The organism is Streptococcus pseudoporcinus LQ 940-04, from assembly GCF_000188035.1.
Lineage (GTDB): Bacteria > Bacillota > Bacilli > Lactobacillales > Streptococcaceae > Streptococcus > Streptococcus pseudoporcinus.
This window is the reverse complement of the sequence record NZ_AEUY02000005.1, coordinates 1,732,877-1,759,058: the sequence shown is the minus strand read 5'-3', so window position 1 is coordinate 1,759,058 and position 26,182 is coordinate 1,732,877. Positions and strand designations below refer to the sequence as shown.

The following is a 26,182-nucleotide window of genomic DNA, read 5'->3' as shown; positions in this document are numbered from 1 at the left end:
CTATGGAATTACAATTTTTAGGAACTGGTGCTGGTCAGCCAGCCAAACAGCGGAATGTTTCGAGCCTTGTCTTGAAACTGCTGGATGAAATTAACGAAATTTGGATGTTTGATTGTGGTGAAGGAACACAGAGACAGATTCTTGAAACGACAATTAAACCTAGAAAAATTGAAAAAATATTTATCACTCACTTGCATGGAGACCATATTTTTGGTTTGCCAGGTTTTCTTTCTAGTCGAGCTTTTCAGGCTAGTGAAGAACAAACAGACATTGCTATTTTCGGTCCATTAGGGATTAAATCTTTTGTTCAAAATAGCCTATCGGTATCAGGCTCCCGCCTGCCTTATAAGATTCATTACCATGAATTGACTGAGGATAAGTTAGGTAAAATTTTTGAAACGGATAAATTTACAGTGTATGCTGAACGTTTGGCTCATACCATTTTTTGTCTAGGCTACCGTGTTGTTCAAAAAGATTTAGAAGGCACACTTGATGCTGAGGCCTTAAAAGAAGCAGGGGTTCCTTTTGGGCCCCTATTTGGGAAAATTAAAAATGGCCAAGATGTAACCTTAGAAGATGGCCGTCTAATCCATGCCCAAGACTTCATTTCGGCCCCGAAAAAAGGGAAGATTGTAACGATACTTGGTGACACGCGCAAATCATTAGCCAGTCAGAGATTAGCAAAAGATGCAGATGTTCTCGTTCATGAATCAACTTACGGAAAAGGTGATGATAAGATTGCGCGCAATCATGGACATTCAACCAACATACAAGCGGCACAAATTGCAAGAGATGCTGGTGTGAAGCGCTTGCTTTTGAATCATGTTTCAGCTCGCTTTTTGGGACGTGATTGTCGTCAAATGGAGAAAGATGCAGCGGCCATTTTTGCCAATGTTAAAATAGTTAAAGATTTAGAGGAAGTTAAGATTCAATGACAAAAAGAGTGATTCTTATAACGGGAGCTTCAGGAGGTTTGGCCCAGGCTATCATAAAGGAGCTACCAAAGACAGATTTTTTACTCCTATTGGGTCGCAATAAAGAAAAATTAGAAACCTTGTATCATGATTACCCCAACAAAAGGTGTTTTCAAATTGATATTGGGGATGCGCAAGCTATTGAAAGCTTACTTCTTGAGATCTATCAGAAATTTGCAACAATTGATATAGTGATTAATAATGCTGGTTTTGGTTCCTTCAAGTCCTTTGACCAATACACACATCACGAAATTGAAGAGATGTTTAGGATTAATACCCTAGCTTCTATTGATTTTTCCCGCCTAATAGGTGCTAAAATGGCAGAGCAGAATTTTGGGCATATTGTTAATATTGTTTCCATGGCTGGTTTAGTGGCAACTAGTAAATCAAGTATTTATGCAGCAACAAAATTTGCGATGATTGGTTACTCAAATGCTTTGCGCTTAGAATTAGCTGAAAAAAATGTATATGTCACAACCATTAATCCTGGACCAATTAAAACAGGCTTTTTTGATCAGGCTGATCCCTCAGGCCAATACCTGAAGAGTGTTAGTAGGTTTGCTTTGGACCCAGCCAGTGTCGCCAAGAAAACGGTAGCCATACTTGGTAATAATAAGCGAGAACTTAACTTACCTTGGACACTGGCAGCCACACATCTTTTTTATACCCTATTTCCGAGACTGTCAGATTATCTTGCAAGAAAGGTTTTTAACTATAAATGATAAAAGCGAAGTATCAATGGGAAATACAAGAAGAGAAGCCAGATTCTGGCTTTTTTCAACTTGCCAAAAAAGAAGGATTATCCCCAGAAAGCGCACAAATTCTTTATGAGCGTGGGATTCAGACACCTGAGCAAGTAGGGGCCTTCTTACATGCTGATTTATCTCAGTTACATGATCCCTATTTGCTTAATGATATGGAAAAAGCTGTGACCAGAATCCGACTAGCCATTGAAAAGGGCGAAACGATTTTAGTCTATGGTGATTATGACGCAGATGGTATGACTTCAGCTTCTATCATGAAAGAAACCCTTGAAATGATGGGAGCTGAGGTAAGGGTTTACCTACCAAATCGTTTTACGGACGGCTATGGGCCCAACCTTAGCGTTTACAAGTATTTTATCCAGCAGGAAGCTATCTCTCTCATTATAACAGTTGATAATGGTGTTTCTGGTCATGAGGCAATAGCTTTCGCGCAAGCCCAGGGAGTTGATGTTATCGTGACGGATCATCATGGTCTTCCCGATACTTTGCCAGAAGCCTTCGCGATTATCCACCCAGAGCATCCGGACGCTGATTACCCTTTTAAATACCTAGCTGGCTGTGGCGTTGCTTTCAAATTAGCAACAGCTCTGCTAGAAGGGGTTCCGGCAGAATTTTTAGATTTGGTCGCAATTGGAACAGTAGCTGATATGGTTAGTCTTCAGGGCGAAAATCGTATTTTGGTTAAAAATGGTCTGTCTATTTTACGTCAGACTGAGCGGCTTGGTCTTCAAGAATTAATGGCCTTAGCTGATGTGGATCTTGATCAATTTAATGAAGATGTTATTGGCTTTAAAATTGCACCTCAGTTAAATGCTTTAGGCCGTCTTGACGATCCTAATCCAGCCATTGACTTATTAACTGGATTTGATGAAGAAGAAGCTCTAGCTATTGCTGAACTGGTTAACCTTAAAAATGAGGAACGAAAGACACTTGTTCAAACCATTTATGATGAAGCTTTACAAATGGTTGATCTTAGTAAGCCTGTTCAGGTTCTGGCAAAAGAAGGCTGGCATCCAGGTGTTTTGGGGATAGTTGCTGGTCGCATTATGGAGGAGATTAGTCAGACTGTTATTGTTTTAAATTGTGAAGATGGTTACGCTAAAGGTTCAGCTCGTAGCATTGATGCAATCAACATTTTTGAAGCCTTAAATGCTAAGCGGGAATTGATGACAGCATTTGGAGGTCATGCTGGGGCAGCTGGAATGACTTTGCCTGTCGACAATTTAGACGCTTTGTCCCAGGCACTTAGTGAGTTTATTGAAGAAAATCAAATTGATTGTAACCAAAAAAATAGCTTAACTGTTGATGCTATCTTAGATTTGGAGCATTTATCGATAGACCTCTTAAGAAGTCTACAGAGTATTGGTCCATTTGGTATGGGAAATCCTAAGCCCGTTTTTCTAGTAAAAGATTTTCAGCTAGGTCAAGCTAGAACTCTAGGAAGCCATAATGCTCATCTCAAGCTTCGGCTTCAAAAAGGCCCTGTAGCAACTGATCTCTTAGCCTTCAACCAAGGGCATTTACTACAAGATTTCCAACAAGCGAGAGGCTTAGAACTTCTAGTAACCTTATCTGTTAACTCTTGGAACGGTAAGACCACTTTGCAATTGATATTGGTAGATGCACGGGTTACTGGCCTCCAGTTGATTGATATTCGTGCTAAAAGTGCAGGCATACCAGAGAGAGTACCGCTATATTCTGAAGACCCTTTCAATGAGGAAATTGTCCTTGATAAGGTTCCTGATGATCAGATGGCTTTAAAAAAGGCTTTTCAAAAACAAGATTACAAGCAGATTTACTTTAAAAACATCATTGAGAAACCTTATTATTTAACAGGTTATGGCAGTAAGGAGCAATTTGCTCGCCTTTATAAAACTATTTATCAATTCCCTGAGTTTGATGTGCGTTTTAAATTACAAGAATTGAGTGACTACTTGAAAATTGACAAAATCTTGTTGGTGAAAATGATTCAAATTTTCCAAGAATTAGATTTTGTAACTATTAGTGATGGCCTAATGTCAGTTAATAAAGATGCTACTAAGAGAGACATTGCTGAAAGTCGCATTTATCAAGACTTAAAAAGTTTGGTTAAATTTCAAGAATTGATGGCGCTAGCAAGACCAGAAGACATTTATGCATTTTTGATGGGACTGGATTAGGGTAAAATTTAGGACTAGAAATGATTTGTTTAGAATGGTGTTTCGTTTACGAAAAATCTATTTCGTGCTATAATTAAGAGTATTTGATTTTATGCTTTAAGCTAAGGAGAAAGAAAACACTAATTATGAATTTAACACCTTATATCGCCTCAATTGAAAACTATCCCAAAGAGGGCATTATTTTTCGCGACATCTCTCCTTTAATGGCTGATGGTAAAGCCTATAGTTACGCGATTAGAGAAATTTGCCAATATGCAGCTGATAAAGAAATCGATATGATTGTAGGACCAGAAGCGCGTGGGTTTATTATTGGATGCCCGGTCGCTGTAGAATTGGGGATTGGTTTTGCACCTGTTCGTAAGCCTGGAAAACTACCTCGTGAGGTTGTTTCAGCAGATTATGAAAAAGAATATGGGATAGATACCTTAACCATGCATGCAGATGCCATTAAGCCAGGACAAAGAGTTATGATTGTTGATGATTTATTAGCAACGGGTGGTACTGTTAAAGCAACGATTGAAATGGTTGAAAAACTTGGCGGTATTGTTGCAGGTTGTGCTTTCATTATTGAATTAGACGGATTAAATGGTCGCAATGCTTTGAAGGATATTGACTATAAAGTTTTGATGAACTTCCCTGGTTAATGAATCAAGTAGGCGACACACTGATAGAAGAGGTTTACTTGTTTAAACCTTGATAGAGGTATTATGAGTTATTACGATAGTTATAAGTCAGGCAATTTGGTTTACCCAAGTGCCTTACTTTTTCATTTTAAAGATATTTTTTCTAATGCCGATGACTTTTTAGTATGGCAATTCTTTTACTTACAGAATACAACTCGAATAGAAGAATTAGCGCCCAGTCAGATTGCTAATGCCCTGGGGAAATCAGTCGCTGAAGTCAATAAGTCAATTGCTAATTTGAGCAATCAAGAGTTGTTGAATATGAAAACCATAAAAATTGCTGATGAGATCGAAACCTTAATTGATGCTAGTCCCGTTCTTGTTAAACTTGATCAATTGTTGGCAAAAGAACAAAGTCAAGTGGAAGCTTTTCAAGATGAACCCAACCAGTTCAAGATGATAGTTGAAGAGTTTGAACGTGAGTTGGGCCGATTTTTAAGTCCTTTTGAACTAGAAGACTTAGAAAAAACGATTTCAGAAGATAAAACAGATATTGAACTGGTGCGAGAAGCCTTGAAAGAAGCAGTTTTTAATGGCAAAACCAATTGGAAATACATTCAAGCAATTCTTAGAAATTGGCGGAAGGAAGGCATTACTAATCTTTATCAAGTAGAAGAACGGAAAAGAGAACGTGAGGCAACCAGTCCTTCTAACGTCTCTGTGTCAGAGGACTTCTTGTCTGCCATGAACTTATGGAGTGAGCAATGAAAATTGGACGTGACAAATTGCGCCAGGTCTTAACCATTATTGGCCAGATGTTTCCAGAAGCTAAGGGTGAATTAGACTGGGATACTCCTTTTCATTTGTTGATTGCTGTCATTTTATCTGCTCAAACAACTGATAAGGCTGTCAACAAAATTACACCTGCTCTCTGGGCTAAGTATCCGACCATTGAGGACCTGGCTAATGCAGATTTGACTGATGTAGAGAACAGTTTGCGCACAATAGGTCTTTATAAGAATAAGGCTAAAAATATCATTAAAACAGCCCAGTTAATTTTAGCAGACTTTGATGGTCACATACCAAAGACCCATAAAGAACTAGAAGGATTGCCAGGAGTTGGCCGTAAAACCGCGAATGTTGTTCTAGGAGAAGTTTATGGTATTCCATCAATTGCGGTGGATACCCATGTTGCCCGAGTCGCAAAAAGATTGAATATATCTAACCAAGATGCAGGCGTAGCTGAAATAGAAGCTGACCTGATGAAGAAAGTGCCCAAAAAAGATTGGGTTATTACCCATCACCGGCTGATTTTCTTTGGCCGTTACCATTGTTTAGCCAAAAAACCTAAGTGTGAGATTTGTCCCTTGCAAAGCTATTGTCTCTACTACAAAGAACAGTCAAAGAAAGCCTAACAAGGCTTTCTTTTAGTTTAGCCACTATTTTGATATAATAGAGCAAGTAATTCTTAGAAAGATGAGATAATGGAGACAATTTTATCAAAGCGTCTGCAAATGGTGGCAGACTATATCCCTCATAAGCGTAAGTTACTTGATATTGGAAGTGATCATGCCTACTTACCCATCGCCTTAGTTGAACGTGGAGACATTGAATCTGCTATTGCAGGCGAAGTTGTTCAAGGCCCTTTTTTATCGGCTCAAAAAAATATTAAGGCTTCTGGTCTAGATAAGCAAATAGAAGCTCGTCTGGCCAGTGGTTTAGAGGCCATGACCCTTGATGATCACATCAAAACCATTACCATTTGTGGTATGGGAGGTCGTCTTATTGCTGAGATTTTAGAAGCAGGAAAAGAAAAGTTGGTTGGTGTTGAAACACTTGTCTTACAACCTAACAATCGTGAAGATGACTTGCGCCGCTGGCTGGCAGCCAATCAATTTACCATCACAGCTGAAAGTATTTTGGAAGAAAATGGGAAATATTATGAGATTATCAAAGCTCTACCCGGCTCTGCACCCTTGACTGATTTAGACTATCGTTTTGGTCCCCTCTTGTCAAAAGAAAAATCGTCCATTTTTAGAGCCAAATGGCAAAGAGAGCTTGACAAATTGGCTTATGCCCTCTCTTGTATCCCAGAAGATAAGCAACTGGACCGCTCGGCTATTTCCCAAAAAATGAAAAATATAAAGGAGATGCTAATCTATGAAAGTTAGAGATCTTATCAAAAAGTATGAAGCCTTTTGTCCCCCAGAATTATCAATGGCTGGTGATGTGTTTGGTTTACAAGTTGGGAGTTTCGAACAAGAAATTAATAAGGTCATGGTGACATTGGATGTTCGAGAACAAACTGTTCAAGAAGCGATAGCTGCCGATGTTGATTTGATTATCACTAAGCACGCCCCTATTTTTAAAGGGCTTAAAGATTTAGTAGCTAGTCCTCAGCGTAATATTTTACTGGATTTGGTTAAACATGACATTGCTGTCTATGTTAGTCATACTAATATTGATATTGTCCCTGGTGGTTTAAATGATTGGTTTTGCCACCTTTTAGATATTGCTGACAGGGACTATTTATCTGAGACTCAAGAAGGTTATGGGATCGGTCGGATTGGCAACGTTACCCCTATTCATTTGGAAGACTTTGCCCTTAAAGTCAAGGATGTTTTTGCTTTGGATGCTGTTCGCTTGATACGATACAATCACGATAATCCGCTCATTAAACGTGTAGCTATTTGTGGGGGCTCTGGTGATGATTTTTACCAAGATGCTATTAAAAAGCATGCTGATCTCTACATAACAGGGGATATTTATTACCATAAAGCTCAGGAAATGCTAACGGAGGGCTTACTGGCCCTTGATCCTGGCCATCATATTGAGGCCTTGTTTATTGAGAAGATTGTTGAAAAGCTGACAGAATGGCAACTTGCTGAAAATTGGGCACTAACGATTTTAGCTAGTCAGGTTTCCACCAATCCATTTAGTCATTTGTAACGGTGAGGTTTTTTATGAATTGGTTAATTAACCAAAATCCAGTTTTTCTAGCCTTTTTAGCAGGTCTCTTTACATGGGGCTGTACCATCTTAGGAGCAGCTATTGTTTTCTTTTTTAAACGGATTAGCAGAAAGCTTTTAGATGTGATGATGGGCTTTGCGGCTGGCGTTATGATAGCAGCTTCATTTTGGTCCTTATTAGCGCCATCTATTGAATATGCCAAATCTGATTATGGACAGTGGTCTTGGATACCAGCTGCTGTTGGTTTCCTGATGGGAGCTCTCTTTATTAGAAGTATTGATGCTCTTGTTCCTCATTTGCATTTGGACAAAGAGATGTCTGAAATGGAAGGGTTGAAACCTGAGAAAGGTTATCAAAAACAGCCCTTTTATTTTTAGCCATTACCATTCACAATATTCCCGAAGGTTTAGCAATTGGTGTGACCTTTGGCTCTTTGGAACACTCTGGTGTTTCTAAGCTAGCCCTTTTAGGTGCTTTAAGTTTAGCTATTGGTATTGGTCTTCAAAATGTTCCAGAAGGAGCAGCCTTATCAATTCCTATCCGTGCAGACGGTAAGAGTCGCCTCAACGCTTTTTACTGGGGAGCCATGTCAGCTATTGTTGAGCCCTTTGGAGCAGTTCTAGGTGCCACATTAGTCATGATTATGATGCCTGTCTTGCCCTACGCTCTGTCTTTTGCAGCTGGAGCAATGCTTTTTGTGGTTGTTGAAGAACTGATTCCTGAATCGCAGACGAATGGGAATACCGATATTGCCACCATGGGGCTGATGCTCGGTTTTATACTGATGATGATTTTAGACGTCGCTTTAGGCTAGAAAGGGTTCTATGAAAATAGCAATTATCGGAGCAGGGATTGTGGGCTCCACTGTAGCTTATTATTTACACAGAAGTGGCATTGCAGATGTCACTATTTTTGATGATGGCCATGGGCAAGCAACTAAGGCAGCAGCTGGTATTATCTGTCCTTGGTTTTCCAAAAGACGAAACAAGGCTTGGTATCAACTAGCTAGTCAGGGCGCAAGTTTTTATCAAACCCTAGTAAGAGATTTAGCCGAAGAAGGAATAAAAACAAGCTTTTATCAGCAAAATGGCGTCTATCTTCTCAAAAAAGATGACAGCAAATTGGAAGCATTAAAAGCCTTAGCTGAGAGCCGCCGACAAGAGGCTCCTTTAATTGGTGATGTGAGAATTCTTGATAAAGAAGTAGTTGCCAAAGAGTTTCCAGGCCTAGAAGGGTTTCAGCGTCTTCTTTTTGCAGAAGGTGGTGCACGTGTTGATGGTGCGGAACTTTGCCAAACCTTATTAAAAGCCACCCCTTATCAGCTAGTGACTGGCAAGGTTTCCCTAATAACAGAGGGCAAGGTTTTTACGATTCAGCAGCAAAGTTTTGACCATGTTTTCCTCTGTGCTGGCGCTTGGCTCGGGCAAGTCCTTGAACCATTAGGTTATCAAGTTGATATTCGTCCTCAAAAAGGGCAACTCATTGATTACCAACTAAGGAATCTAGTTACTGATCAGCTACCAGTGGTCATGCCAGAAGGGGAAATAGATCTCATTCCTTTTTTTAATGGGCATTTAGCTGTCGGTGCTAGTCATGAAAATGATCAAGCTTTTGATCTGTCAGTTGATGAGGACCTTTTGATAGCTCTGGAAGAATCAGCACAAGCTTACTATCCAGAATTAAATGGGACTCTGCGTCAAGCAGTAAGGGTTGGCACACGGGCTTATTCTAGTGATTTTTTGCCATTTTTCGGAGAGGTACCTGGTATGAAGGGAATCTTTGCAGCTAGTGGGCTTGGCTCCTCTGGTCTAACAGTAGGTCCTTTGATTGGACGCGAACTGGTAGCTTTGCTATTACAGGACAAAAAAATACTGGATATGACCAACTATCCCATCCAAAACTATGTAAAATACAGTAAAATGTGACATCAAACCTAAAAAATGATAGAATGTTAGAGACTATAAGAAACAGGAGATTATGCATGAAAGGTATTATTCTTGCTGGTGGGTCTGGGACTCGCCTTTATCCATTAACACGTGCTGCATCAAAACAATTGATGCCTATTTACGACAAACCGATGATTTATTACCCACTATCAACATTGATGTTAGCTGGAATCAAGGATATCCTCATTATTTCAACTCCCCAAGATTTACCACGTTTTGAGGATTTGCTAGGTGATGGTAGTGAATTCGGCATTTCTTTGTCTTATGCTGAGCAACCAAGTCCTGATGGTTTGGCCCAAGCCTTTATTATTGGTGAAGACTTTATCGGGGACGACCATGTGGCTCTCATTTTAGGCGATAACATTTACCATGGCAACGGTCTTACAAAAATGTTACAGAAGGCTGCCGCAAAAGAAAAAGGGGCGACTGTTTTTGGCTATCAAGTCAAAGATCCGGAACGTTTTGGAGTGGTCGAATTTGACCAAGAGATGAATGCCGTGTCAATTGAAGAAAAACCTACAGTGCCAAAATCAAATTATGCAGTAACTGGTCTTTATTTCTATGATAACGATGTCGTTGACATTGCAAAAAACATTAAACCAAGTCCTCGTGGTGAGTTAGAAATCACAGATATTAATAAAGCCTATTTAGACCGTGGCGACTTATCAGTTGAATTGATGGGACGCGGTTTTGCTTGGTTAGACACAGGGACTCACGAAAGCTTACTTGAAGCATCTCAATATATTGAAACAGTTCAACGTTTGCAAAATGCTCAAGTTGCCAACCTTGAAGAAATAGCCTATCGTATGGGTTACATCAGTAAAGAAGATGTGCACAACTTAGCACAAGAATTGAAGAAAAATGAGTATGGTCAATACCTCTTGCGTTTGATTGGAGAAGCCTAATGTCAGAACAATTTTTTGATAAAGAATTAACTTGTCACCCTATTGAAGCCATTCCAGGCCTATTAGAATTTGATATTCCGGTTCGTGGTGATAACCGCGGTTGGTTTAAGGAAAACTTTCAAAAGGAGAAAATGATTCCTCTAGGTTTTCCTGAAAGCTTTTTTACAGCAGGTAAACTGCAAAACAATGTCTCTTTTTCACGGAAAAATGTTCTCCGAGGTTTACATGCTGAACCTTGGGATAAATACATTTCAGTAGCTGATCAAGGCAAAGTTTTGGGAACTTGGGTGGATCTACGTCAAGGCGACTCCTTTGGTCATATTTATCAAACCATTATTGATGCATCAAAAGGAATCTTTGTTCCGCGTGGTGTGGCAAATGGTTTCCAAGTTTTGTCAGAAACAGTTTCTTATAGCTATTTAGTGAATGACTACTGGGCATTAGACTTAAAACCAAAGTATGCCTTTGTGAACTATGCAGACCCAAGTTTGGGCATTCAATGGGAAAATTTAGAGGCAGCTGAAGTGTCAGATGCTGATAAAAACCACCCTTTCTTAAAAGATGTTAAACCATTACAGAAAGAAGACTTATCATAAAAGTGTTTTAGAGGCTTACTCTAAAGTTAGGAGAAAAAAGATTCATGTCAGAATACAAAAATATCATCGTAACTGGTGGAGCAGGCTTCATCGGTTCAAACTTTGTACACTATGTTTATAACAATCACCCAGATGTTCATGTCACAGTTTTAGATAAACTTACTTATGCTGGGAATAAGGCTAATATTGAAGCTATCTTAGGTGATCGCGTTGAACTAGTCGTTGGTGATATTGCCGATGCAGCTTTAGTTGACCAATTAGCTGCCAAAGCAGATGCCATTGTTCACTATGCTGCTGAAAGTCATAATGATAATTCCTTGAACGATCCTAGTCCTTTTATCCATACTAATTTTATTGGGACATATACCTTACTGGAAGCTGCTCGTAAGTATGATATCCGTTTTCATCATGTTTCTACGGATGAAGTTTATGGTGACCTTCCCTTGCGTGAAGACTTGCCAGGTCATGGTGAAGGAGAAGGTGAGAAGTTTACTGCTGAAACGAAGTACAATCCTTCTTCACCTTATTCATCAACAAAAGCAGCATCTGATTTGATTGTTAAAGCTTGGGTGCGTTCATTTGGGGTTAAGGCAACCATTTCAAACTGTTCTAATAATTACGGACCTTACCAGCATATCGAGAAATTTATCCCTCGTCAGATTACCAATATCTTGTCAGGAATAAAACCAAAGCTTTATGGTGAAGGAAAAAATGTCAGAGACTGGATCCATACGAATGACCATTCAACTGGAGTTTGGGCTATTCTAACCAAAGGCCGTATTGGTGAAACCTATTTAATTGGGGCAGACGGTGAGAAAAACAATAAAGAAGTGTTAGAATTAATTCTAGCAAAAATGGGCCAACCAAAAGATGCCTATGACCATGTTACTGATCGTGCAGGCCATGACTTACGTTATGCTATTGATTCAAGTAAACTGCGTCAGGAGTTAGGCTGGACCCCAGAATTTACAAACTTTGAACAAGGCTTAGAAGAAACCATCAATTGGTATAGAGAACATGAAGATTGGTGGAAAGCCGAAAAAGCAGAAGTTGAAGCTAAATACGCTAAAACGCAAGAAGTGATTTCTTAATCTTATGGAACTGAGATAATAAATTGGAAAAGTTAAATATTAGTAAAAAATTAAAGTGGAACTTCAGGTTAAATGGTATTAGACCTTATCTAATACTGTTTTTCTATTGTTTAGTATTAGTATTTCTATCGAACAATGTTATTAATAGAGCCGACTCGGATATTGAATTTCATATGGCTAGAATTGTTGGATTAGCACAGTCAATTAGAAATTTTGATCTTCTACCAAACTTAAATTATCTGTTTGGAAATGGTATTGGATATGCTGCGCCAATGTTTTACGGTCAATGGTTGCTTTACCCTTCGTCCCTATTATTTATAGTTACAAAATCGATAAAACTATCTGTTGTTCTTTATGCATTTATTATTAGTTTTGTAGGAAGTTCGGGCTCATATTATTTTTTTAGGAAGATCAATAACCATTCACTTTTGGCACTTTTAGTAGCTATGTTAAACCCATTAGTTTATTGTAATTTCGGCTATGGGATGATAGCAAGTACAGCACTAATTCCTTTCTTACTACTGGCCTTATATTTAATCCTTTTTGAAAAGAAAAAAGCAGGTTTGTTATTAGGGATTGTAGTTGCATTATTAGTTCAAACTCATATTATTTCCACTGTTATTTTAGCCTTAAATGTAGTCATTTTTTTAATTATTTTCTTTGATAAAATAACAACGCATTCAATAGTTGAATTTGTAAAATCTATCATAATTGCTCTAATATTAAGTATTGGTTTTATTTTCCAATTCATTGAACAATCTAAGTCTCAAGTTTTCTTTGCAAATTGGACGACCAGACCTTTCATGGGAATGAGTGGGAATTCAAAAAGTTTTTACCAAATTATTGAGTCATTATTTAATACAACGACATCGGCGACAACAATTGCAGTAGCATCTCCATTAATTATTTTTATATCTTTTTTGGCTATCTCTATCCTACTAGAATGGAAACATATTTCCACTACAAGTAAAAAACTATTCTTACTAGTATTAATTTTACTTATTTTTTCATCTAGTGTTTTACCATGGAATGAACTAAAGTACACCATTTTAGGGATATTACAATGGCCTACAAGGATTATTACCTTTATACCTAGTTTAATCATTCTCGCATTTGCCATAGAAGAGAAATCAGTAAAAAAAGCATTCTATTCCTTTGTAATTGCTCTCTCTCTCTTTTCGTCAATTGTCATTTTTAGAAACCAAACTGATTCAAAGGAATTTAGCAATAGACTTGAACAAAGAATGAAATCCTTATATTATGGCAGTGGAGAGTTGGATGGCTTTTCTGGAATGGAATATTTGACAATTGATATTAACTATAAGGATGCAAATAACACAAATTTTCTCCTAAATGTTCCGAAAAAGACTAAATCTTACACTATTTCAAATGTGAAAGAGGAATATAATAAATTATCATTTGATTTTAAAGTCAATCATCCTCAGACTCGTATTGTTTTGCCTAGAATTTGGTACAAGGGCCTAGTTGCAAACTATAGTGAAGGTGCGATTGGAAGTCAGCCAAAGCTTGACCAGATGAAATTATCAAATAAAGAAATGATATCAAGACAATTAGAGCATAGGCCAAAAGCTAAAGAAAAAGTTTTAGAGAACGGTAGAGCAGTTTTAGAAGTAAATAGAAGTGGACATGTTGAAGTAACTTATGAGAAAACAAAGTTGCAAAAAATTGGGTTTATTGTAGAAACAATATCTTGGATAATCGTTTTAATTTTTATATTTTTTAAAAAACAAATAAAGAATTATCACCTCAGTAACTAAATTGCCATAGATAGGAAGAGTATGCAAACTAAAAGACAATTATTATCTCTTATAATTCCTTGTTATAATGAAGAAGAATCTATTAAATTATTTTTAGAAGAAACTCAAAAATTTGAGTTACACTTATCAAATCATCTTGATTTTGAATATATTTTTGTAAATGATGGTTCAAAGGATAAAACTTTAGAGGTTTTAAGAGAAATTTCTTCAAAAATAAGTAACGTTCATTATCTCTCATTTTCCCGCAATTTTGGCAAAGAAAGTGCTTTGTTAGCAGGTCTAGAACATGCACAAGGTGACTATATCGCGGTCATGGACGCTGACTTACAGGATCCACCAGAACTGCTGATAGACATGTATAAAAAAATACAAGAGGGTTACGATATTGTTGGAACACGCCGAAAGGATCGAGAAGGTGAGCCACCTATAAGGACATTTTTTGCAAAAATATTTTATAAAATAATCAATTCTGTTTCTGATACAAAGATTGTTGATGGAGCAAGAGATTTTCGTCTAATGACAAGACAAGTAGTTGACAGCATTCTTGAGATGGGAGAAGTCAATCGTTTCTCCAAGGGAATCTTTGCTTGGGTGGGCTACGATACTTATTATATCTCTTTCGAAAATAGAGAAAGGGTTGCTGGAAAAACCTCTTGGAATTTTTGGCAGCTGGTCAAATACTCAATGGAAGGTTTTATCAATTTTTCAGAAGCTTTGCTTAGCATAGCGACCTATAGTGGTATTTTGTCTTTCATCATCTCAATCATTGGCATTGTTTTTGTTATTATCCGAAAACTCACAGTTGGTGGCAGTGTAAATGGTTGGGCAAGTATTATTGTTGTTATTCTATTTATTGGTGGTCTTCAATTACTGTGCTTAGGTATCTTAGGCAAGTATGTTGCTAAAATTTTCCTAGAAACCAAAAAACGGCCTGTTTATATTATTAAAGAACATGGTTGATCAAATACATAGACAAAGACATTTCTAGTCCTGTCATCGGCTGGTTAAAAATAATAAAGTAGAGTGGTATTATCAAGAATATCACTCTACTTTTATTTCTTAAATATCCTTCCATGTTATGACAGAGTTCATTAAGGCCTTCTGGGCTTTCGAGTAAGCCTTTTGCTTCTTCAAAATAGCTACCTAGAGCATCTTTGTTTTCAGTCATGAAATCTTTGGCACCTGCCAAATCATTTTTGACAGACAGTGCTTTAAGGGGATCAAAAAGTTATTGTGCTTTCATGCTTTCTACCTTTTTTAGAGTGTCATCATTTTTTAAATCTAGTGGAGCGCCATAAGCCAAGCTTGTGATTTAATTAGGCAAATAAGACACAGACGGCCTCGGGTAGGTAAAAGCTTTTGTCTAATAGACTTAAGCGACCGCTTTTCTGGTCACGTTTAAAGACACTCGCATGGTTGCTATCTTGGTGCCCCACAAGAAGATAATTCTGATCAGGACTCAGATTGAAATCTCTGGGCGTTTTCCCGTGACAGGGAACAATATCAAGCAAACTTAATTGAGCATCTTTTTCTATAGTAAAACAAGCAATTGAATCATGGCCACGGTTGCTGACATAGAGGAACCTGCCATCAGCTGAGATACGGATAGCAGCTGTTGCATTGAAGCCGTCGTAAGTTTTGGGTAAGGTCCCTATAGTTTGGAGCCGTTCAAAATAGCCACACCCATTGTAAATAAGGACTTCCACAGTTGAACTCAGTTCACACAGCAAGTAGGCAATTTTTTGATTGGGGTGGAAAACCAAGTGACGACTACCTGAGCCAGGGCGGGACTGGTATTCTGTGATTAGGTTTAAATGGCCCTTTGGGGAAATGGCATAGCTTCTAACCTTATCAGCTCCTAAGTCGCAGGTTATCAAATAGTGGTCTGGGCTTAAGCCGACATAATGAGCGTGGGGGCTCTTTTGATGAAGATGGGGACCAGAACCTTCTAAGGTCACCAAATCAGCCAACTTCAGGCCACCATTTTTTTGAATATGGTAAACACTGACCTCCCCTTTATGATAGTTGGCTCCGTAAACCAGCTGCCTACTTTCATCAATAGCAATATGACACAGCGGAGCGCCTTCTGAGACAAGTTGATTAATCAGTTGCCCCTTTGGATTAAAGGCTGCAATACCGCCCTTGTTCCCCTCTTTGACAATACTATAAAGATTTCCTTTTTGGGATAAGGCCAAGTAAGTGGGAGATTGTGTTTGGATAATAATATCAAGGTCAGACAAACTTCCTGTTTCTTGGTCAAACTGCGCCTTATAGATGCCTTTAGATTGGTTTTGAGTATAAGTGCCAAAATAAACGTCTTTTTTCATTTTTATCCTCCAAGTCATTTAATGATAGCATATTTTACTGATATTGGTATAATAGTAACAAAGAAAAAAAGGATGTTAAAATGACTAAATTAGCGACAATATGTTACATTGACGATGGGAAATCACTTTTGTTATTACATCGCAATAAAAAGGAAAACGATGTCCACGAAGGGAAATGGATTTCCGTCGGAGGAAAGCTTGAGCCAGGAGAAAGCCCTGATCAGTGTGCTATTAGAGAAATTTATGAAGAAACCCACTTAAAGGTTGAAGAGATGACTTTTAAAGGAGTAATCACCTTTCCTGATTTTACACCTGGTCATGATTGGTATACCTATGTGTTTAAAGTGACGGCTTTTAGTGGTCAGTTGATCTCAGATCAGGAATCTCGAGAAGGAACCTTAGAGTGGGTGCCCTATGATCAGGTCTTATCTAAGCCAACCTGGGAAGGTGATTACGATATTTTTAAATGGATTTTAGAGGATCGCCCCTTTTTCTCGGCTAAATTTAGATATGGTGACAATCACCAATTATTAGATAAAGAGGTTCATTTTTATGACCCTGCTTTAAAAGTGAAACATAATTGAGAGGAAAAATAACTTAATGATAAAAAAAACAGATCATCCAATTGAAAATAGCTGGTTTTATAAGTGGATTTTAAACAATAAAGCAGTTGTGAGCCTTTTCGTCTTACTTTTGATTTTTGTAATCATCTTTGTTTTTACTAAAATCTCATTTTTATTTGCTTCACTGGGCTCTTTCCTAACCATTTTAATGTTACCATTAGTCATTTCAACCATTTTGTATTACTTAACCAAACCTTTGGTTGATGGTATTGAAAACTTGGGTCCTAATCGGACAACGTCAATTGCTATTGTTTTTGCACTAATCTTGTGCCTGCTAGTCTGGGCTTTTGCAAGTTTAATCCCAATGATTGGTAATCAGATTACCACCTTTATTGCGGACCTTCCTAAATACATCGGTACAGTTAATAAAGAGGCTAATAAACTTTTGGAAAATGACTGGTTAGTGAGTTATCGTACAGAGTTACAAGACATGGTGACCAACATTAGCAAAAAGGCTATTGACTACGCTGAAACATTTTCAAAAAATGCTTTTGAGTGGGCGGGATCATTCGCTAGTGCTATTGCAAGAATTACTGTTTCAATTATTATCTCCCCTTTTATCATTTTCTACTTCTTAAGGGATAGTAGCAAAATGAAAGATGGCTTAGTTAATGTTTTGCCAACTAAAGTAAGAGTTCCTATTTCACGTGTGCTTGGAGACATCAATAAACAATTAGCAGGCTACGTGCAGGGGCAAGTAACCGTCGCTATTATTGTAGGTTTTATGTTTGCTATCATGTTTAGTCTGGTTGGGCTGAAATATTCTATTACCTTTGCCATTGTTGCCGGAGTGCTAAATATGGTGCCTTATTTAGGGAGCTTTTTAGCGATGGTGCCTGTTGTCATCATGGCTTTAGTTCAAGGCCCACTGATGTTGGTGAAAGTTCTCTTAATCTTTACCATTGAACAGACCATTGAAGGCCGCTTTGTAACTCCGCTAGTTTTGGGTAACAAATTGAGTATTCATCCAATCACTATTATGTTTTTACTCTTAACCTCAGGAGCTATGTTTGGGGTTTGGGGTGTCTTCTTGATTATTCCAATTTATGCTTCACTAAAGGTGATTGTGAAAGAACTTTTTGACTGGTATAAGTCAGTAAGTAATCTTTACATAGATAACAAGATTATTGTTGAGGAGAAAGAGCAACGTGTTAAATAGTGAGAAAATGATTGCTTCTATTGAGCAACAAGACTTGGACCATGCAGAAAAATATTTTAAGAAAGCCTTAGCAAGTGATGATGATGACAGTTTATTAGCCTTAGGTGCTTACTTGGAGAGTATTGGCTTTCTACCACATGCCAAAAAACTTTATCAGCAACTTGAGGACAAGTATCCTGAAGTAAACCTAAATTTGGCACAAATAGTCGCAGAAGATAATGACATTGAAGGAGCCTTCTTATATTTGGATAAGATTTCACCTGAAAGTCCAGACTATCTTCATGCTTTATTGATTATGGCTGATTTATATGATATGGAAGGATTGACAGACGTTGCTCATGAAAAGCTTCTAGAAGCCCAAACTTTAAGCGATGACCTTCTGATAAGGTTTGGCTTAGCTGAATTGGAATTAGACTTGGGTCAATTTCAAACGGCTATCAATCACTACGCACTCTTAGACAATCGAGAAATATTAGAAAGCACAGGTGTCTCAACTTATCAACGAATTGGAAGAGCCTATGCTGGACTTGGTCAATTTGAGGCAGCCATTGAATTTTTAGAAAAAGCTGTCCAAATAGCCTACGATGACGAGACGGTCTATGAACTAGCAACGATCCTTTATGACCAAGATGACTATCAAAAGGCTAATTTATACTTTAAACAGCTGGAGACCATGAATCCTGATTTTGAGGGTTATGAATATGGCTATGCCCAAAGTCTACACAAGGAACACAAAACAGAAGAAGCGTTGAGGTTAGTGCAACAAGCACTAAGAAAAAATGCCTTTGATAGTCAACTATTGCTATTAGCATCACAATTAGCCTTTGAGACACATGACCATCAGTTGGCAGAGGAGTATTTGCTAGAAGCCAAAAAAATCACGGACAATCCAGAAGAAGTCATGATGCGCTTATCAACACTCTACTTAGATAGCGAGCGCTATCAAGAGGTGGTAGCTTTAGGCATAGAGGATACGGATAATCTTTTGACCAAATGGAATTTAGCAAAAGCATACCAAGCCCTTGATCAAGAAGAAAAAGCACTAAGCCTTTATCAAGAATTAGCAGACGATCTTAAAGACAATCCAGAATTTTTACTAGATTATGCCTATATTTTACGTGCCTTTGCTTTGTTGGAAAAAGCTAAAGCTGTTAGCCAGTCTTACCTCGCCATGGTTCCTGATGATATCAATATGCAACAATTTTTAGAAGAGTTACTCTGAGAGAATCAATTATTTTCAGAAAATATGAAAATGACGTGCTCATTTTAAGACCTTTACATGATCAAGTGCTATAATGGCTTTATATGGTGAAATAGAGGAGTGATAATCATGACAGATATAAAAGAAAATTATGGGGCTGATTTAGTTGTAGACAGCCTCATTAACCATGACGTTAAGTATGTATTTGGCATTCCAGGCGCAAAGATTGACCGTATTTTCGATACCCTAGAAGATAAGGGCCCTCAATTAATAGTGTCACGGCATGAACAAAATGCTACCTTTATGGCTCAAGCTATTGGTAGGATTACCGGAAAACCAGGGGTGGTTATTGCCACCAGTGGACCTGGGATTTCAAACTTAGCAACTGGTTTAGTCACTGCAACAGCAGAAGGGGACCCTGTGCTGGCAATTGGTGGCCAAGTGAAACGCAGTGACCTCCTAAAGAGATCTCACCAATCCATGAATAATGTAGCACTACTAGAACCTATCACTAAATATTCTGCTGAAGTTCATGATGCTGACACCCTGTCTGAAACAATTGCAAATGCTTATCGTAAGGCCAAGTCAGGAAAACCCGGCGCTAGTTTTATTTCCATTCCTCAAGATGTGACAGATAGCCCTGTAAAAGTTAAAGCTATCAAGCCTTTAACAGCTCCGAAACTGGGATCTGCTTCAGTAGAGGATATTAATTATCTGGCGCAAGCTATCCGTAATGCTGTCTTGCCAGTTCTACTTTTAGGAAACGGAGCCTCAGATGAGAAGGTAACAGCTGCCATTCGTCGTCTCTTGGATTCTGTTAAATTACCCGTTGTTGAAACCTTCCAGGGAGCAGGGATTGTCTCGCGGGAACTTGAAGATGAAACGTTCTTTGGTCGTGTCGGTCTATTTCGAAACCAACCTGGAGATATGCTTTTGAAGAAGTCTGATTTGGTTATTGCGGTTGGCTATGATCCTATTGAATATGAAGCACGTAATTGGAATGCTGAAATTTCAACGCGTGTTATTGTTATCGATGTGGCCCAAGCTGAGATTGATACCTATTTCCAACCAGAGCGTGAGTTGATTGGTGACATTGCTGAGACTATGGATCTTCTCTTGCCGGCTATCAATGGCTATGCTTTACCCCAAGGTTCAGTGGACTATTTGCAAAACCTAAAGAAAAATCTAGACGGTGACCTCAAATTTGATCGCCGATCAAAAGATGGCTTAATCCATCCTTTAGATGTTATGGATATCTTACAAGAACAAATCAGTGATGAGATGACCGTCACTGTTGACGTTGGTAGTCACTATATTTGGATGGCCCGCTATTTTAAGTCTTATGAAGCCCGCCATTTGCTCTTTTCAAATGGGATGCAAACGTTAGGGGTTGCCCTGCCTTGGGCTATCTCAGCAGCCTTGGTACGTCCTAATAAAACGGTTATTTCAGTATCGGGTGACGGTGGTTTTCTCTTCTCGGCCCAAGAGTTAGAAGTAGCGGTGCGTTTGAAATTACCGATTGTACACATCATCTGGAATGATGGCCGCTACAATATGGTAGAATTCCAAGAAGAAATGAAATACGGCCGCTCAGCAGGTGTTCAACTAGGTCATGTTGATTTTGTTAAATATGCAGAAGCTTTTGGTGCTAAGGGTTACCGTGTGGATAGTAAACAGGCCTTCAATGAAAGATTGGCGCAAGCTATTAAAGAATCAGAACATGGCCCAGTGCTCATTGATATTCCAATTGATTACAAGGATAATGGTCGCTTAGGCGAAACCATCTTGCCAGACGAGTTTTACTAAGAAGGTGATTTTATGAGGCAGACAATACTTTTTCAACATAATAGCCTAGCAGCGCTGATGGCTGGCCTATATCAAGGTACTATGTCTTTGAACCATTTATTAGAACATGGCGATTTAGGCATTGGCACACTAGATCAGATTGATGGGGAATTAATCATCCTAGATGGACAGGCTTATCAAGCAAGAGGCACTGGAGGTAAAGTAGAGGTCCTAGCCTTAGATAAGAAGGCAAGAGTCCCCTACGCAGCAGTGGCCAGACACCGAGCAGATCAAAGGTTTTCCCTTGACCAAGCCCTATCTGACGCTGAGCTTAAAGAATGGTTAGAAAGCAAGTTTACCAGTTACAATTTATTTCATTCCATCAAAATTAAGGGACAGTTTAAAGACATGCATGTGCGGATGATTCCCAAATCACCTCTGGGGAAATCTTTTGCTGAAATTGCACAATCACAGCCAGAATTTACAAGAGAAGAAGTCTCAGGAACCCTGCTGGGTTTTTGGACACCTGAACTCTTTCATGGGGTTAGTGTAGCCGGTTATCATTTACACTTCTTATCTGATGATAAGCAGTTTGGTGGCCATGTCTTAGATTTTCAGCTTTTAAATGGCCAAGCTGAAATTGGCCAAATTGATGGCTTATTCCAGGATTTCCCTGTTAATAGCCAAGCTTTTAGAGAAGCTGACTTTGATGTTGAACAGCTAAGAAAAGATATTGATCAATCAGAATAAAAAGACTGAGTCTAATGGCATTCTCACAAGGCAACTAGTCAAGCTAGTGACCTACAAGAAGCATTAGGCTCAGTTTTTAAGTTATTTTCATGGATTCTATTTTAGCCTTTTCAGGTGTAACGCGTAGTGTCCTCTGACCTGTATAGGTTACAAAACCTGGTTTAGCACCACTTGGTTTATGTAACTTTTTAGCCTCAATCATATCTACTTGAACGAGATTAGAGAGACGCCCTTTGGAGAAGTAGGCAGCAAGTTCAGCAGCATCTGTTTTAACCTGGTCACTAGGATCAAGATTATCTTTAATAATAACATGACTTCCGGGGATATCCTTGGCATGAAACCAAAGTTCACTTTTTTTAGCCATTTTGAATGACAGTTCCTCGTTTTGTAAATTATTTCGGCCAACCATGATGATGGTTTTGCCATCGCTGGCTAGGTATTGTTCAGGCTTTTTACGCTTGTGTCGCTTATCTCTTGAACGGCCTTTCATGAAACCAGCTTCAACCAATTCTTCCCGAATGTCTTCAATCTCATCGCGACTAGCCTGTGAAAGGTTATAGTCAACACTTTCAAAGTAGGCGATGCTCTGCTTTGTTTCAGCAATTAAGCCGGATAAATGTTTAAGAGCTTCCTTTAATTTTTGGTATTTTTTAAAATAGCGTTGTGCATTCTGGTTGGGCGTTAGGGCTAAATCCAGTGCAATGTCAATCTCCTGTCCAGTGTAGTAGTTTTCCAGCTTAACCGAGCTTTTATTATTAGGAACTTGACTCAAATAGGTTGTCAGGAGTTCACCTTTTTGGCGGAAGTCCTCCGCACTCTCTGTGGCAGCAAGTTCAGCTTCTTGTTTAGCTAGCTTTTTGATGTTCTTATCTAGCTCGTTTTGAACACGATGAATCAAATCACTGGCCTGCTGGTTAACGCGGTCACGTTCGGCCTTATCTAAATAGTAGTAGTCTAGTAAGCTAGACAAGTCTTCAAAGGAAGCATGACTATCGGAAAAAGTGATAGCTGCAAATGAGTTTGCGGTTAAAGTAGGACGCGTTTCTTCTGCGAAGAATTGTCGGAAGGCCCTTAGTTTTTGGTCTCTATCAAGTTGCTTTGCCAATTCTTGGGCACTGTCACGACCAAGTCCTTGAAAAAGGCTTTGTAAGTTTTTAGCATCTAAACTCTCTGTTTGTAAGATTTCAAAGAGTTTCTCATCGGAAATCTGATAAGGATTGTAGCCTCTGCCTTTAGGAGGTTCTCGGTAGGTAGCACCTGGTAAAATGGTACGGTAAGAATTTTGCGAAAATCCAAGGTGTTTGATAGACTCGATAATTTTATCTTGATGACGATCAATCAAAATAATATTACTGTGCTTACCCATGATTTCGATGATTAGAGTTGCCTTAATGGCATCACCAATTTCGTTTTTATTAGAGACCCCAATTTCAATGATTCGGTCGTTCTCAATTTGTTTCAAGGACTCGATCACTGCACCTTGTAAATATTTACGCATGATCATGGTAAAGGTATTTGGTACAACTGGGTTTTTGAACTCACTCTGGGTGATTTGAAGACGTCCAAAAACAGGGTGCGCTGATAGTAATACTTTAAAATTTTGCCGATGGTTGCGTATGGTTAATACTAATTCTCTTTCATAGGGTTGGTTCACTTTTTGGATTCTGCCAAAAAGAAGTTTTTCAGAAAGTTCTTTACTTAAGTGATGTAAGAAAAAGCCATCAAATGACATGTTTTCCCCTTTCGGTCTTCTAATCTCTCCATTATATCATATCAGAAAGTTCGTAGGAAAAGAAATAACCAGTAAGTGTCTAGAGTTTTGGGAAACGTAAAATTGAATACCCTATAGCTTAAGAGAACGAATTTTTCGTTCTCTTTTTTCATTGTCTAAAACTAGTGAAAGGAAAAATATAGATGTCAAATAATTTAGAAATAGTTATGGATATTGATACTCTAGATATATTTGAAGTGATAGATCTTGATGAAGAGAAAGAAGTGGCTGTTTCAGATTCTGAAACTTTTCCTAAAGAAGAGAAAGCATCTCCATATGATGATCTAAACAGAATTTGGTTAAGAAATGGTTATTATTACAAACCTTCTAGTCTACTTTGGGAAGTTATTGAAAATGGTATTGTTCACGATTTGAGTCCTAGAAATAAACATGGTACTTATCCCTACTACCAACATTCACGAGATGGAACCTGGGGTCATGTCAAGCAACTCACACAAGAAGAAGCTTTATGGCTTACTTTGGACTTGAACTCAGAGTTAATGAGTTATGTGTGAGGAGCATAAAACGATGAACTTTGCTGAAACAAGCCAATATGCCGGCCAATTACTATTGTTATTGAATCTAGTCTGGGGGATTATTCTTTACAGAGACCCCAATGTAGATAAGGACAGAGTCTCCATTGCTTTATTCTTATCGGTATTAACCTTCGTTCTGTATCAATCTGGTCTAGTGATACCTGTAATACGCTTTCTGAAGTAATAGTAAACCCATTTGAGAAATGGAAATAAAATCTCTCATTTAGTATATGTTGGTACCTAGTCTCAATCAAAGGTTGATAGTGATTCTTATTAGTTAGAATGATGGCCAAGGCTAGTGCTCCTGAATTGATGAAGATAATAGCGTGGTCGAAAAACCAATCGAAGAGTTTGATAAAAGTAGTAATGCCCATAGAGGTATTCCTCGCATTTTTCTGAAGGGAGCTGAAAAATGATAACAACTTTAATTTGGGCAACTTTCTGGCTAGATTTAGCAGTAAGTCTCTTAATGTATAGCCCTATAGTTCTATTGCTATTGAAACGTAACATTCCACTTTACTGGTTTTGGTATCCTCCTGTTATTTTTGTGAGTATTTGGTATTTCTTAATCATTATTTATGATATCAGTATTTAAAAAAAGGAGGCAACTCATTGTGAAGAGTAGAGACGATGAGATTCTTTATACTGCACGGCTATATCTATTTGGTGTAATTCCATTGTGGAAAGTAAAGCACACAAAGCAAGAGTGGAAGAGACGTATACTTTTACAACCCAGTAATAAGCTTATTGAACTTCAGTTTATTGAAGCTGAAGAGGAGGAAAAGAAGTGACACAACACATGCTGAAATGTTATCCAGAGTATTTTGAGGCCATTATGGATGGGACAAAGACATTTGAATATCGCTATAACGATAGAGATTTTAAAGTTGGCGATGAACTGTTATTGAGAGAATATGATCCCAAAAAAAGGATACACCTATCCCTATCGCTGTATTGTTAGAAAAATAACTTATATTTTATCGGACTTTATCGGTCTAAAAGATGGTTATGTAATTTTAGGAGTGACAAATGAGCCCATTGATTATTTTTAACATTAGTTTTGCTTTTGTCTTCTACCCCATGTTTATCAGTAACTATCACAAGAGGGAACCTTATTTGTTAGATTTGTTTCTCTTTGTCATAAATGCTTTGGCATCAATGTATACGATTTTTAATTACTTGGGCTTGCTGAAGTGAGGACTTGCTATGCCTAATCGACTAAAAGAACTACAAAAAGAGAAAGGATTAACTCAGGCTGAGTTAGCACAAGTTATCAATACTAATCAATCTCAATATGGCAAATACGAAAACGGAAAGACCAATCTTAGCCTTGAAAACGCCAAAATCCTATCGGATTATTTTGGTGTTTCTCCAGCGTATTTATTGGGTTTGGAAACCGAGTTTGAACCTGTGGAATCTAGAGAGACTCAATTTCAAATACTAGTCAAGGACAGAAAATTATCCTTGAGAGAAATAAGCGAGGATACGGGAATAAACTACTCTACCATTGGAAACTATAATCAAGGAACTAGAATACCTAATGCTAGGAATGCTGCGATATTAGCCGATTATTTTAGAGTATCAGTTGGATATCTATTGGGATATGAAAAAGAGCCTAACTTAATAAAAGCAGAACCCTTAATTCTGACAAAATGGGTTCAAGAGCTATCTTCTATCAATCACCAAAAGGAAGAGATTCTACAAGTATATTAGAATTGGCTAAAAAAGAACAGGTTATTCTCAAAAAGATTAAGGAGAGAATTTGATGATAGATAACGATATTCAAATTAATGAAGGAGATGAAGGTGCTACAAAATCGTTTAAAGCAATTAATGCTTAAAAAGCATAAAACTGTAGAACAAGTTAGTCAGGAAACAGGGATTAAGAAAGGTTCCCTAGAAATGTACATTCTAGGAAAAGACATTATGACTGAAGATTTAGATAACTGTTTCTATAATTTTTTGATACAATCTCTGGAATTTACAGTCTTAGAAAATAATGGCAGAGCGGAACGTTTCTTTAAGGAATTAACCTTCCAACCACTGGATGACTGTATTGTTATTACCGTATCGGATAGATATGTTATCGAAGCATTAGAATCTTACAACCAAATCATTCGTTATCATTACCCTGAAGGAGGGGACTATACACCGATACTCTCATTTAAGGGGAAAAACATAGAGTAACACCAATTTATAAGGTAAAAGATAGCCTTGGAATTTTA

At 38.1% G+C, this 26,182-nt stretch carries 26 protein-coding genes and 2 pseudogenes; 25 read left to right on the top strand and 3 right to left on the bottom strand.

Features of this window, described 5'->3' with window-relative positions:
* The first annotated feature begins 2 nt into the window (after nucleotides 1–2).
* From rnz to STRPS_RS09880, 15 genes and pseudogenes are all read left to right on the top strand, one after another.
* Complete coding sequence (rnz, locus tag STRPS_RS09950; RefSeq protein WP_007893193.1) at nucleotides 3–935, top strand: ribonuclease Z; 933 nt, start codon at nucleotides 3–5, stop codon at nucleotides 933–935.
* Complete coding sequence (locus tag STRPS_RS09945) at nucleotides 932–1,696, top strand: SDR family NAD(P)-dependent oxidoreductase (RefSeq protein ID WP_007893412.1); 765 nt, start codon at nucleotides 932–934, stop codon at nucleotides 1,694–1,696. Before rnz ends, STRPS_RS09945 begins: the two co-directional genes overlap by 4 nt.
* A complete protein-coding gene (recJ, locus tag STRPS_RS09940; RefSeq protein WP_007893162.1) occupies nucleotides 1,693–3,897 on the top strand; it encodes a single-stranded-DNA-specific exonuclease RecJ in 2,205 nt (734 codons plus the stop codon). The genes STRPS_RS09945 and recJ overlap by 4 nt, the downstream gene beginning before the upstream one ends.
* Before the next feature lie 125 nt (nucleotides 3,898–4,022).
* Nucleotides 4,023–4,541: an adenine phosphoribosyltransferase gene (locus tag STRPS_RS09935; RefSeq protein WP_007893330.1), complete on the top strand. Its 519-nt coding sequence runs from the start codon at nucleotides 4,023–4,025 to the stop codon at nucleotides 4,539–4,541.
* Between the two features lie 63 nt (nucleotides 4,542–4,604).
* Nucleotides 4,605–5,288, top strand: coding sequence for a DnaD domain-containing protein (locus STRPS_RS09930; protein WP_007893172.1), 684 nt, complete (start codon nucleotides 4,605–4,607; stop codon nucleotides 5,286–5,288).
* A complete protein-coding gene (gene nth / locus STRPS_RS09925; RefSeq protein ID WP_007893371.1) occupies nucleotides 5,285–5,935 on the top strand; it encodes an endonuclease III in 651 nt (216 codons plus the stop codon). The genes STRPS_RS09930 and nth overlap by 4 nt, the downstream gene beginning before the upstream one ends.
* Nucleotides 5,936–6,004: 69 nt before the next feature.
* Nucleotides 6,005–6,691 (top strand): tRNA (adenine(22)-N(1))-methyltransferase, encoded by a 687-nt coding sequence (locus STRPS_RS09920; protein WP_007893404.1) that lies wholly within the window; start codon nucleotides 6,005–6,007, stop codon nucleotides 6,689–6,691.
* Nucleotides 6,681–7,469 carry a Nif3-like dinuclear metal center hexameric protein gene (locus STRPS_RS09915; RefSeq protein WP_007893051.1) on the top strand — a complete coding sequence of 263 codons (789 nt, stop codon included), beginning with the start codon at nucleotides 6,681–6,683 and terminating at the stop codon, nucleotides 7,467–7,469. The genes STRPS_RS09920 and STRPS_RS09915 overlap by 11 nt, the downstream gene beginning before the upstream one ends.
* Before the next feature lie 14 nt (nucleotides 7,470–7,483).
* Nucleotides 7,484–8,304 (top strand): annotated as a pseudogene (locus tag STRPS_RS09910) (ZIP family metal transporter).
* A gap of 10 nt (nucleotides 8,305–8,314) precedes the next feature.
* Entirely contained in the window at nucleotides 8,315–9,415 is a 1,101-nt protein-coding gene (locus tag STRPS_RS09905; protein WP_007893211.1) for an NAD(P)/FAD-dependent oxidoreductase, read from the top strand.
* Between the two features lie 56 nt (nucleotides 9,416–9,471).
* On the top strand, nucleotides 9,472–10,341 hold the full coding sequence (rfbA, locus tag STRPS_RS09900) for a glucose-1-phosphate thymidylyltransferase RfbA (RefSeq protein ID WP_007893061.1): 870 nt from the start codon (nucleotides 9,472–9,474) through the stop codon (nucleotides 10,339–10,341).
* Entirely contained in the window at nucleotides 10,341–10,937 is a 597-nt protein-coding gene (locus STRPS_RS09895; protein ID WP_007893267.1) for a dTDP-4-dehydrorhamnose 3,5-epimerase family protein, read from the top strand. The genes rfbA and STRPS_RS09895 overlap by 1 nt, the downstream gene beginning before the upstream one ends.
* A 44-nt stretch (nucleotides 10,938–10,981) precedes the next feature.
* On the top strand, nucleotides 10,982–12,028 hold the full coding sequence (rfbB, locus tag STRPS_RS09890; RefSeq protein WP_007893183.1) for a dTDP-glucose 4,6-dehydratase: 1,047 nt from the start codon (nucleotides 10,982–10,984) through the stop codon (nucleotides 12,026–12,028).
* Between the two features lie 173 nt (nucleotides 12,029–12,201).
* Nucleotides 12,202–13,806 carry a hypothetical protein gene (locus STRPS_RS09885; RefSeq protein WP_007893344.1) on the top strand — a complete coding sequence of 535 codons (1,605 nt, stop codon included), beginning with the start codon at nucleotides 12,202–12,204 and terminating at the stop codon, nucleotides 13,804–13,806.
* Between the two features lie 21 nt (nucleotides 13,807–13,827).
* Nucleotides 13,828–14,766, top strand: a complete 939-nt coding sequence (locus STRPS_RS09880) for a glycosyltransferase family 2 protein (protein ID WP_007893171.1) — start codon at nucleotides 13,828–13,830, stop codon at nucleotides 14,764–14,766.
* Here STRPS_RS09880 and STRPS_RS09875 read toward each other — a convergent pair.
* Together STRPS_RS09875 and STRPS_RS09870 are read right to left on the bottom strand one after the other, a co-directional pair.
* Nucleotides 14,750–14,974 carry a hypothetical protein gene (locus STRPS_RS09875; RefSeq protein WP_007893391.1) on the bottom strand — a complete coding sequence of 75 codons (225 nt, stop codon included), beginning with the start codon at nucleotides 14,972–14,974 and terminating at the stop codon, nucleotides 14,750–14,752. The two genes, STRPS_RS09880 and STRPS_RS09875, sit on opposite strands and share 17 nt — an antisense overlap.
* Nucleotides 14,975–15,122: 148 nt before the next feature.
* The gene (locus STRPS_RS09870) at nucleotides 15,123–16,133 is read right to left on the bottom strand and encodes a lactonase family protein (RefSeq protein ID WP_007893333.1); all 1,011 of its coding nucleotides are present in this window, start codon (nucleotides 16,131–16,133) and stop codon (nucleotides 15,123–15,125) included.
* Nucleotides 16,134–16,213: 80 nt separating this feature from the next.
* Between STRPS_RS09870 and STRPS_RS09865 the strand changes: the two genes are divergently transcribed.
* The 5 genes from STRPS_RS09865 to budA all read left to right on the top strand — a co-directional run bounded on the left by STRPS_RS09865 (nucleotide 16,214) and on the right by budA (nucleotide 21,651).
* The gene (locus STRPS_RS09865) at nucleotides 16,214–16,717 is read left to right on the top strand and encodes an NUDIX hydrolase (protein WP_007893213.1); all 504 of its coding nucleotides are present in this window, start codon (nucleotides 16,214–16,216) and stop codon (nucleotides 16,715–16,717) included.
* Between the two features lie 16 nt (nucleotides 16,718–16,733).
* Nucleotides 16,734–17,915, top strand: coding sequence for an AI-2E family transporter (locus STRPS_RS09860; RefSeq protein WP_007893034.1), 1,182 nt, complete (start codon nucleotides 16,734–16,736; stop codon nucleotides 17,913–17,915).
* On the top strand, nucleotides 17,905–19,137 hold the full coding sequence (locus STRPS_RS09855; protein WP_007893346.1) for a tetratricopeptide repeat protein: 1,233 nt from the start codon (nucleotides 17,905–17,907) through the stop codon (nucleotides 19,135–19,137). Before STRPS_RS09860 ends, STRPS_RS09855 begins: the two co-directional genes overlap by 11 nt.
* Before the next feature lie 108 nt (nucleotides 19,138–19,245).
* Entirely contained in the window at nucleotides 19,246–20,922 is a 1,677-nt protein-coding gene (alsS, locus tag STRPS_RS09850; RefSeq protein WP_007893195.1) for an acetolactate synthase AlsS, read from the top strand.
* Nucleotides 20,923–20,934: 12 nt separating this feature from the next.
* Nucleotides 20,935–21,651: an acetolactate decarboxylase gene (gene budA, locus STRPS_RS09845; RefSeq protein WP_007893306.1), complete on the top strand. Its 717-nt coding sequence runs from the start codon at nucleotides 20,935–20,937 to the stop codon at nucleotides 21,649–21,651.
* Nucleotides 21,652–21,727: 76 nt separating this feature from the next.
* Here the strand turns inward: budA and STRPS_RS09840 are convergent, their stop codons facing one another.
* Nucleotides 21,728–23,383 carry an NFACT RNA binding domain-containing protein gene (locus STRPS_RS09840; protein WP_007893112.1) on the bottom strand — a complete coding sequence of 552 codons (1,656 nt, stop codon included), beginning with the start codon at nucleotides 23,381–23,383 and terminating at the stop codon, nucleotides 21,728–21,730.
* A 182-nt stretch (nucleotides 23,384–23,565) separates the two neighbouring features.
* Between STRPS_RS09840 and STRPS_RS09835 the strand changes: the two genes are divergently transcribed.
* The 5 genes and pseudogenes from STRPS_RS09835 (at nucleotide 23,566) to STRPS_RS09815 (ending at nucleotide 26,144) form a co-directional block, all read left to right on the top strand.
* A complete protein-coding gene (locus STRPS_RS09835; protein WP_007896558.1) occupies nucleotides 23,566–23,937 on the top strand; it encodes a hypothetical protein in 372 nt (123 codons plus the stop codon).
* Between the two features lie 433 nt (nucleotides 23,938–24,370).
* Nucleotides 24,371–24,553 carry a hypothetical protein gene (locus STRPS_RS10640; protein WP_007896161.1) on the top strand — a complete coding sequence of 61 codons (183 nt, stop codon included), beginning with the start codon at nucleotides 24,371–24,373 and terminating at the stop codon, nucleotides 24,551–24,553.
* 192 nt (nucleotides 24,554–24,745) lie between these two features.
* Nucleotides 24,746–25,010 (top strand): annotated as a pseudogene (locus STRPS_RS09825) (DUF3850 domain-containing protein).
* A 154-nt stretch (nucleotides 25,011–25,164) separates the two neighbouring features.
* Nucleotides 25,165–25,671 (top strand): helix-turn-helix transcriptional regulator, encoded by a 507-nt coding sequence (locus STRPS_RS10925; protein WP_007893207.1) that lies wholly within the window; start codon nucleotides 25,165–25,167, stop codon nucleotides 25,669–25,671.
* A gap of 92 nt (nucleotides 25,672–25,763) precedes the next feature.
* The gene (locus STRPS_RS09815) at nucleotides 25,764–26,144 is read left to right on the top strand and encodes a helix-turn-helix domain-containing protein (protein WP_007893308.1); all 381 of its coding nucleotides are present in this window, start codon (nucleotides 25,764–25,766) and stop codon (nucleotides 26,142–26,144) included.
* The last annotated feature ends 38 nt before the right edge of the window (nucleotides 26,145–26,182 follow it).

What these genes read in the sequence shown, in the direction of transcription:
- rfbB (WP_007893183.1), top strand. Translation starts at nt 10,982, where the DNA reads ATGTCAGAATACAAAAATATCATCGTAACTGGTGGAGCAGGCTTCATC.
- STRPS_RS09915 (WP_007893051.1), top strand. Translation starts at nt 6,681, where the DNA reads ATGAAAGTTAGAGATCTTATCAAAAAGTATGAAGCCTTTTGTCCCCCA.
- STRPS_RS09865 (WP_007893213.1), top strand. Translation starts at nt 16,214, where the DNA reads ATGACTAAATTAGCGACAATATGTTACATTGACGATGGGAAATCACTT.
- STRPS_RS10640 (WP_007896161.1), top strand. Translation starts at nt 24,371, where the DNA reads ATGATAACAACTTTAATTTGGGCAACTTTCTGGCTAGATTTAGCAGTA.
- alsS (WP_007893195.1), top strand. Translation starts at nt 19,246, where the DNA reads ATGACAGATATAAAAGAAAATTATGGGGCTGATTTAGTTGTAGACAGC.
- STRPS_RS09880 (WP_007893171.1), top strand. Translation starts at nt 13,828, where the DNA reads ATGCAAACTAAAAGACAATTATTATCTCTTATAATTCCTTGTTATAAT.
- nth (WP_007893371.1), top strand. Translation starts at nt 5,285, where the DNA reads ATGAAAATTGGACGTGACAAATTGCGCCAGGTCTTAACCATTATTGGC.
- recJ (WP_007893162.1), top strand. Translation starts at nt 1,693, where the DNA reads ATGATAAAAGCGAAGTATCAATGGGAAATACAAGAAGAGAAGCCAGAT.
- STRPS_RS09945 (WP_007893412.1), top strand. Translation starts at nt 932, where the DNA reads ATGACAAAAAGAGTGATTCTTATAACGGGAGCTTCAGGAGGTTTGGCC.
- STRPS_RS09895 (WP_007893267.1), top strand. Translation starts at nt 10,341, where the DNA reads ATGTCAGAACAATTTTTTGATAAAGAATTAACTTGTCACCCTATTGAA.
- STRPS_RS09905 (WP_007893211.1), top strand. Translation starts at nt 8,315, where the DNA reads ATGAAAATAGCAATTATCGGAGCAGGGATTGTGGGCTCCACTGTAGCT.
- STRPS_RS10925 (WP_007893207.1), top strand. Translation starts at nt 25,165, where the DNA reads ATGCCTAATCGACTAAAAGAACTACAAAAAGAGAAAGGATTAACTCAG.
- STRPS_RS09840 (WP_007893112.1), bottom strand. Translation starts at nt 23,383, where the DNA reads ATGTCATTTGATGGCTTTTTCTTACATCACTTAAGTAAAGAACTTTCT.
- rnz (WP_007893193.1), top strand. Translation starts at nt 3, where the DNA reads ATGGAATTACAATTTTTAGGAACTGGTGCTGGTCAGCCAGCCAAACAG.
- STRPS_RS09870 (WP_007893333.1), bottom strand. Translation starts at nt 16,133, where the DNA reads ATGAAAAAAGACGTTTATTTTGGCACTTATACTCAAAACCAATCTAAA.
- STRPS_RS09885 (WP_007893344.1), top strand. Translation starts at nt 12,202, where the DNA reads ATGGCTAGAATTGTTGGATTAGCACAGTCAATTAGAAATTTTGATCTT.
- STRPS_RS09875 (WP_007893391.1), bottom strand. Translation starts at nt 14,974, where the DNA reads ATGACTGAAAACAAAGATGCTCTAGGTAGCTATTTTGAAGAAGCAAAA.
- STRPS_RS09935 (WP_007893330.1), top strand. Translation starts at nt 4,023, where the DNA reads ATGAATTTAACACCTTATATCGCCTCAATTGAAAACTATCCCAAAGAG.
- STRPS_RS09920 (WP_007893404.1), top strand. Translation starts at nt 6,005, where the DNA reads ATGGAGACAATTTTATCAAAGCGTCTGCAAATGGTGGCAGACTATATC.
- budA (WP_007893306.1), top strand. Translation starts at nt 20,935, where the DNA reads ATGAGGCAGACAATACTTTTTCAACATAATAGCCTAGCAGCGCTGATG.
- rfbA (WP_007893061.1), top strand. Translation starts at nt 9,472, where the DNA reads ATGAAAGGTATTATTCTTGCTGGTGGGTCTGGGACTCGCCTTTATCCA.
- STRPS_RS09860 (WP_007893034.1), top strand. Translation starts at nt 16,734, where the DNA reads ATGATAAAAAAAACAGATCATCCAATTGAAAATAGCTGGTTTTATAAG.
- STRPS_RS09835 (WP_007896558.1), top strand. Translation starts at nt 23,566, where the DNA reads ATGTCAAATAATTTAGAAATAGTTATGGATATTGATACTCTAGATATA.
- STRPS_RS09930 (WP_007893172.1), top strand. Translation starts at nt 4,605, where the DNA reads ATGAGTTATTACGATAGTTATAAGTCAGGCAATTTGGTTTACCCAAGT.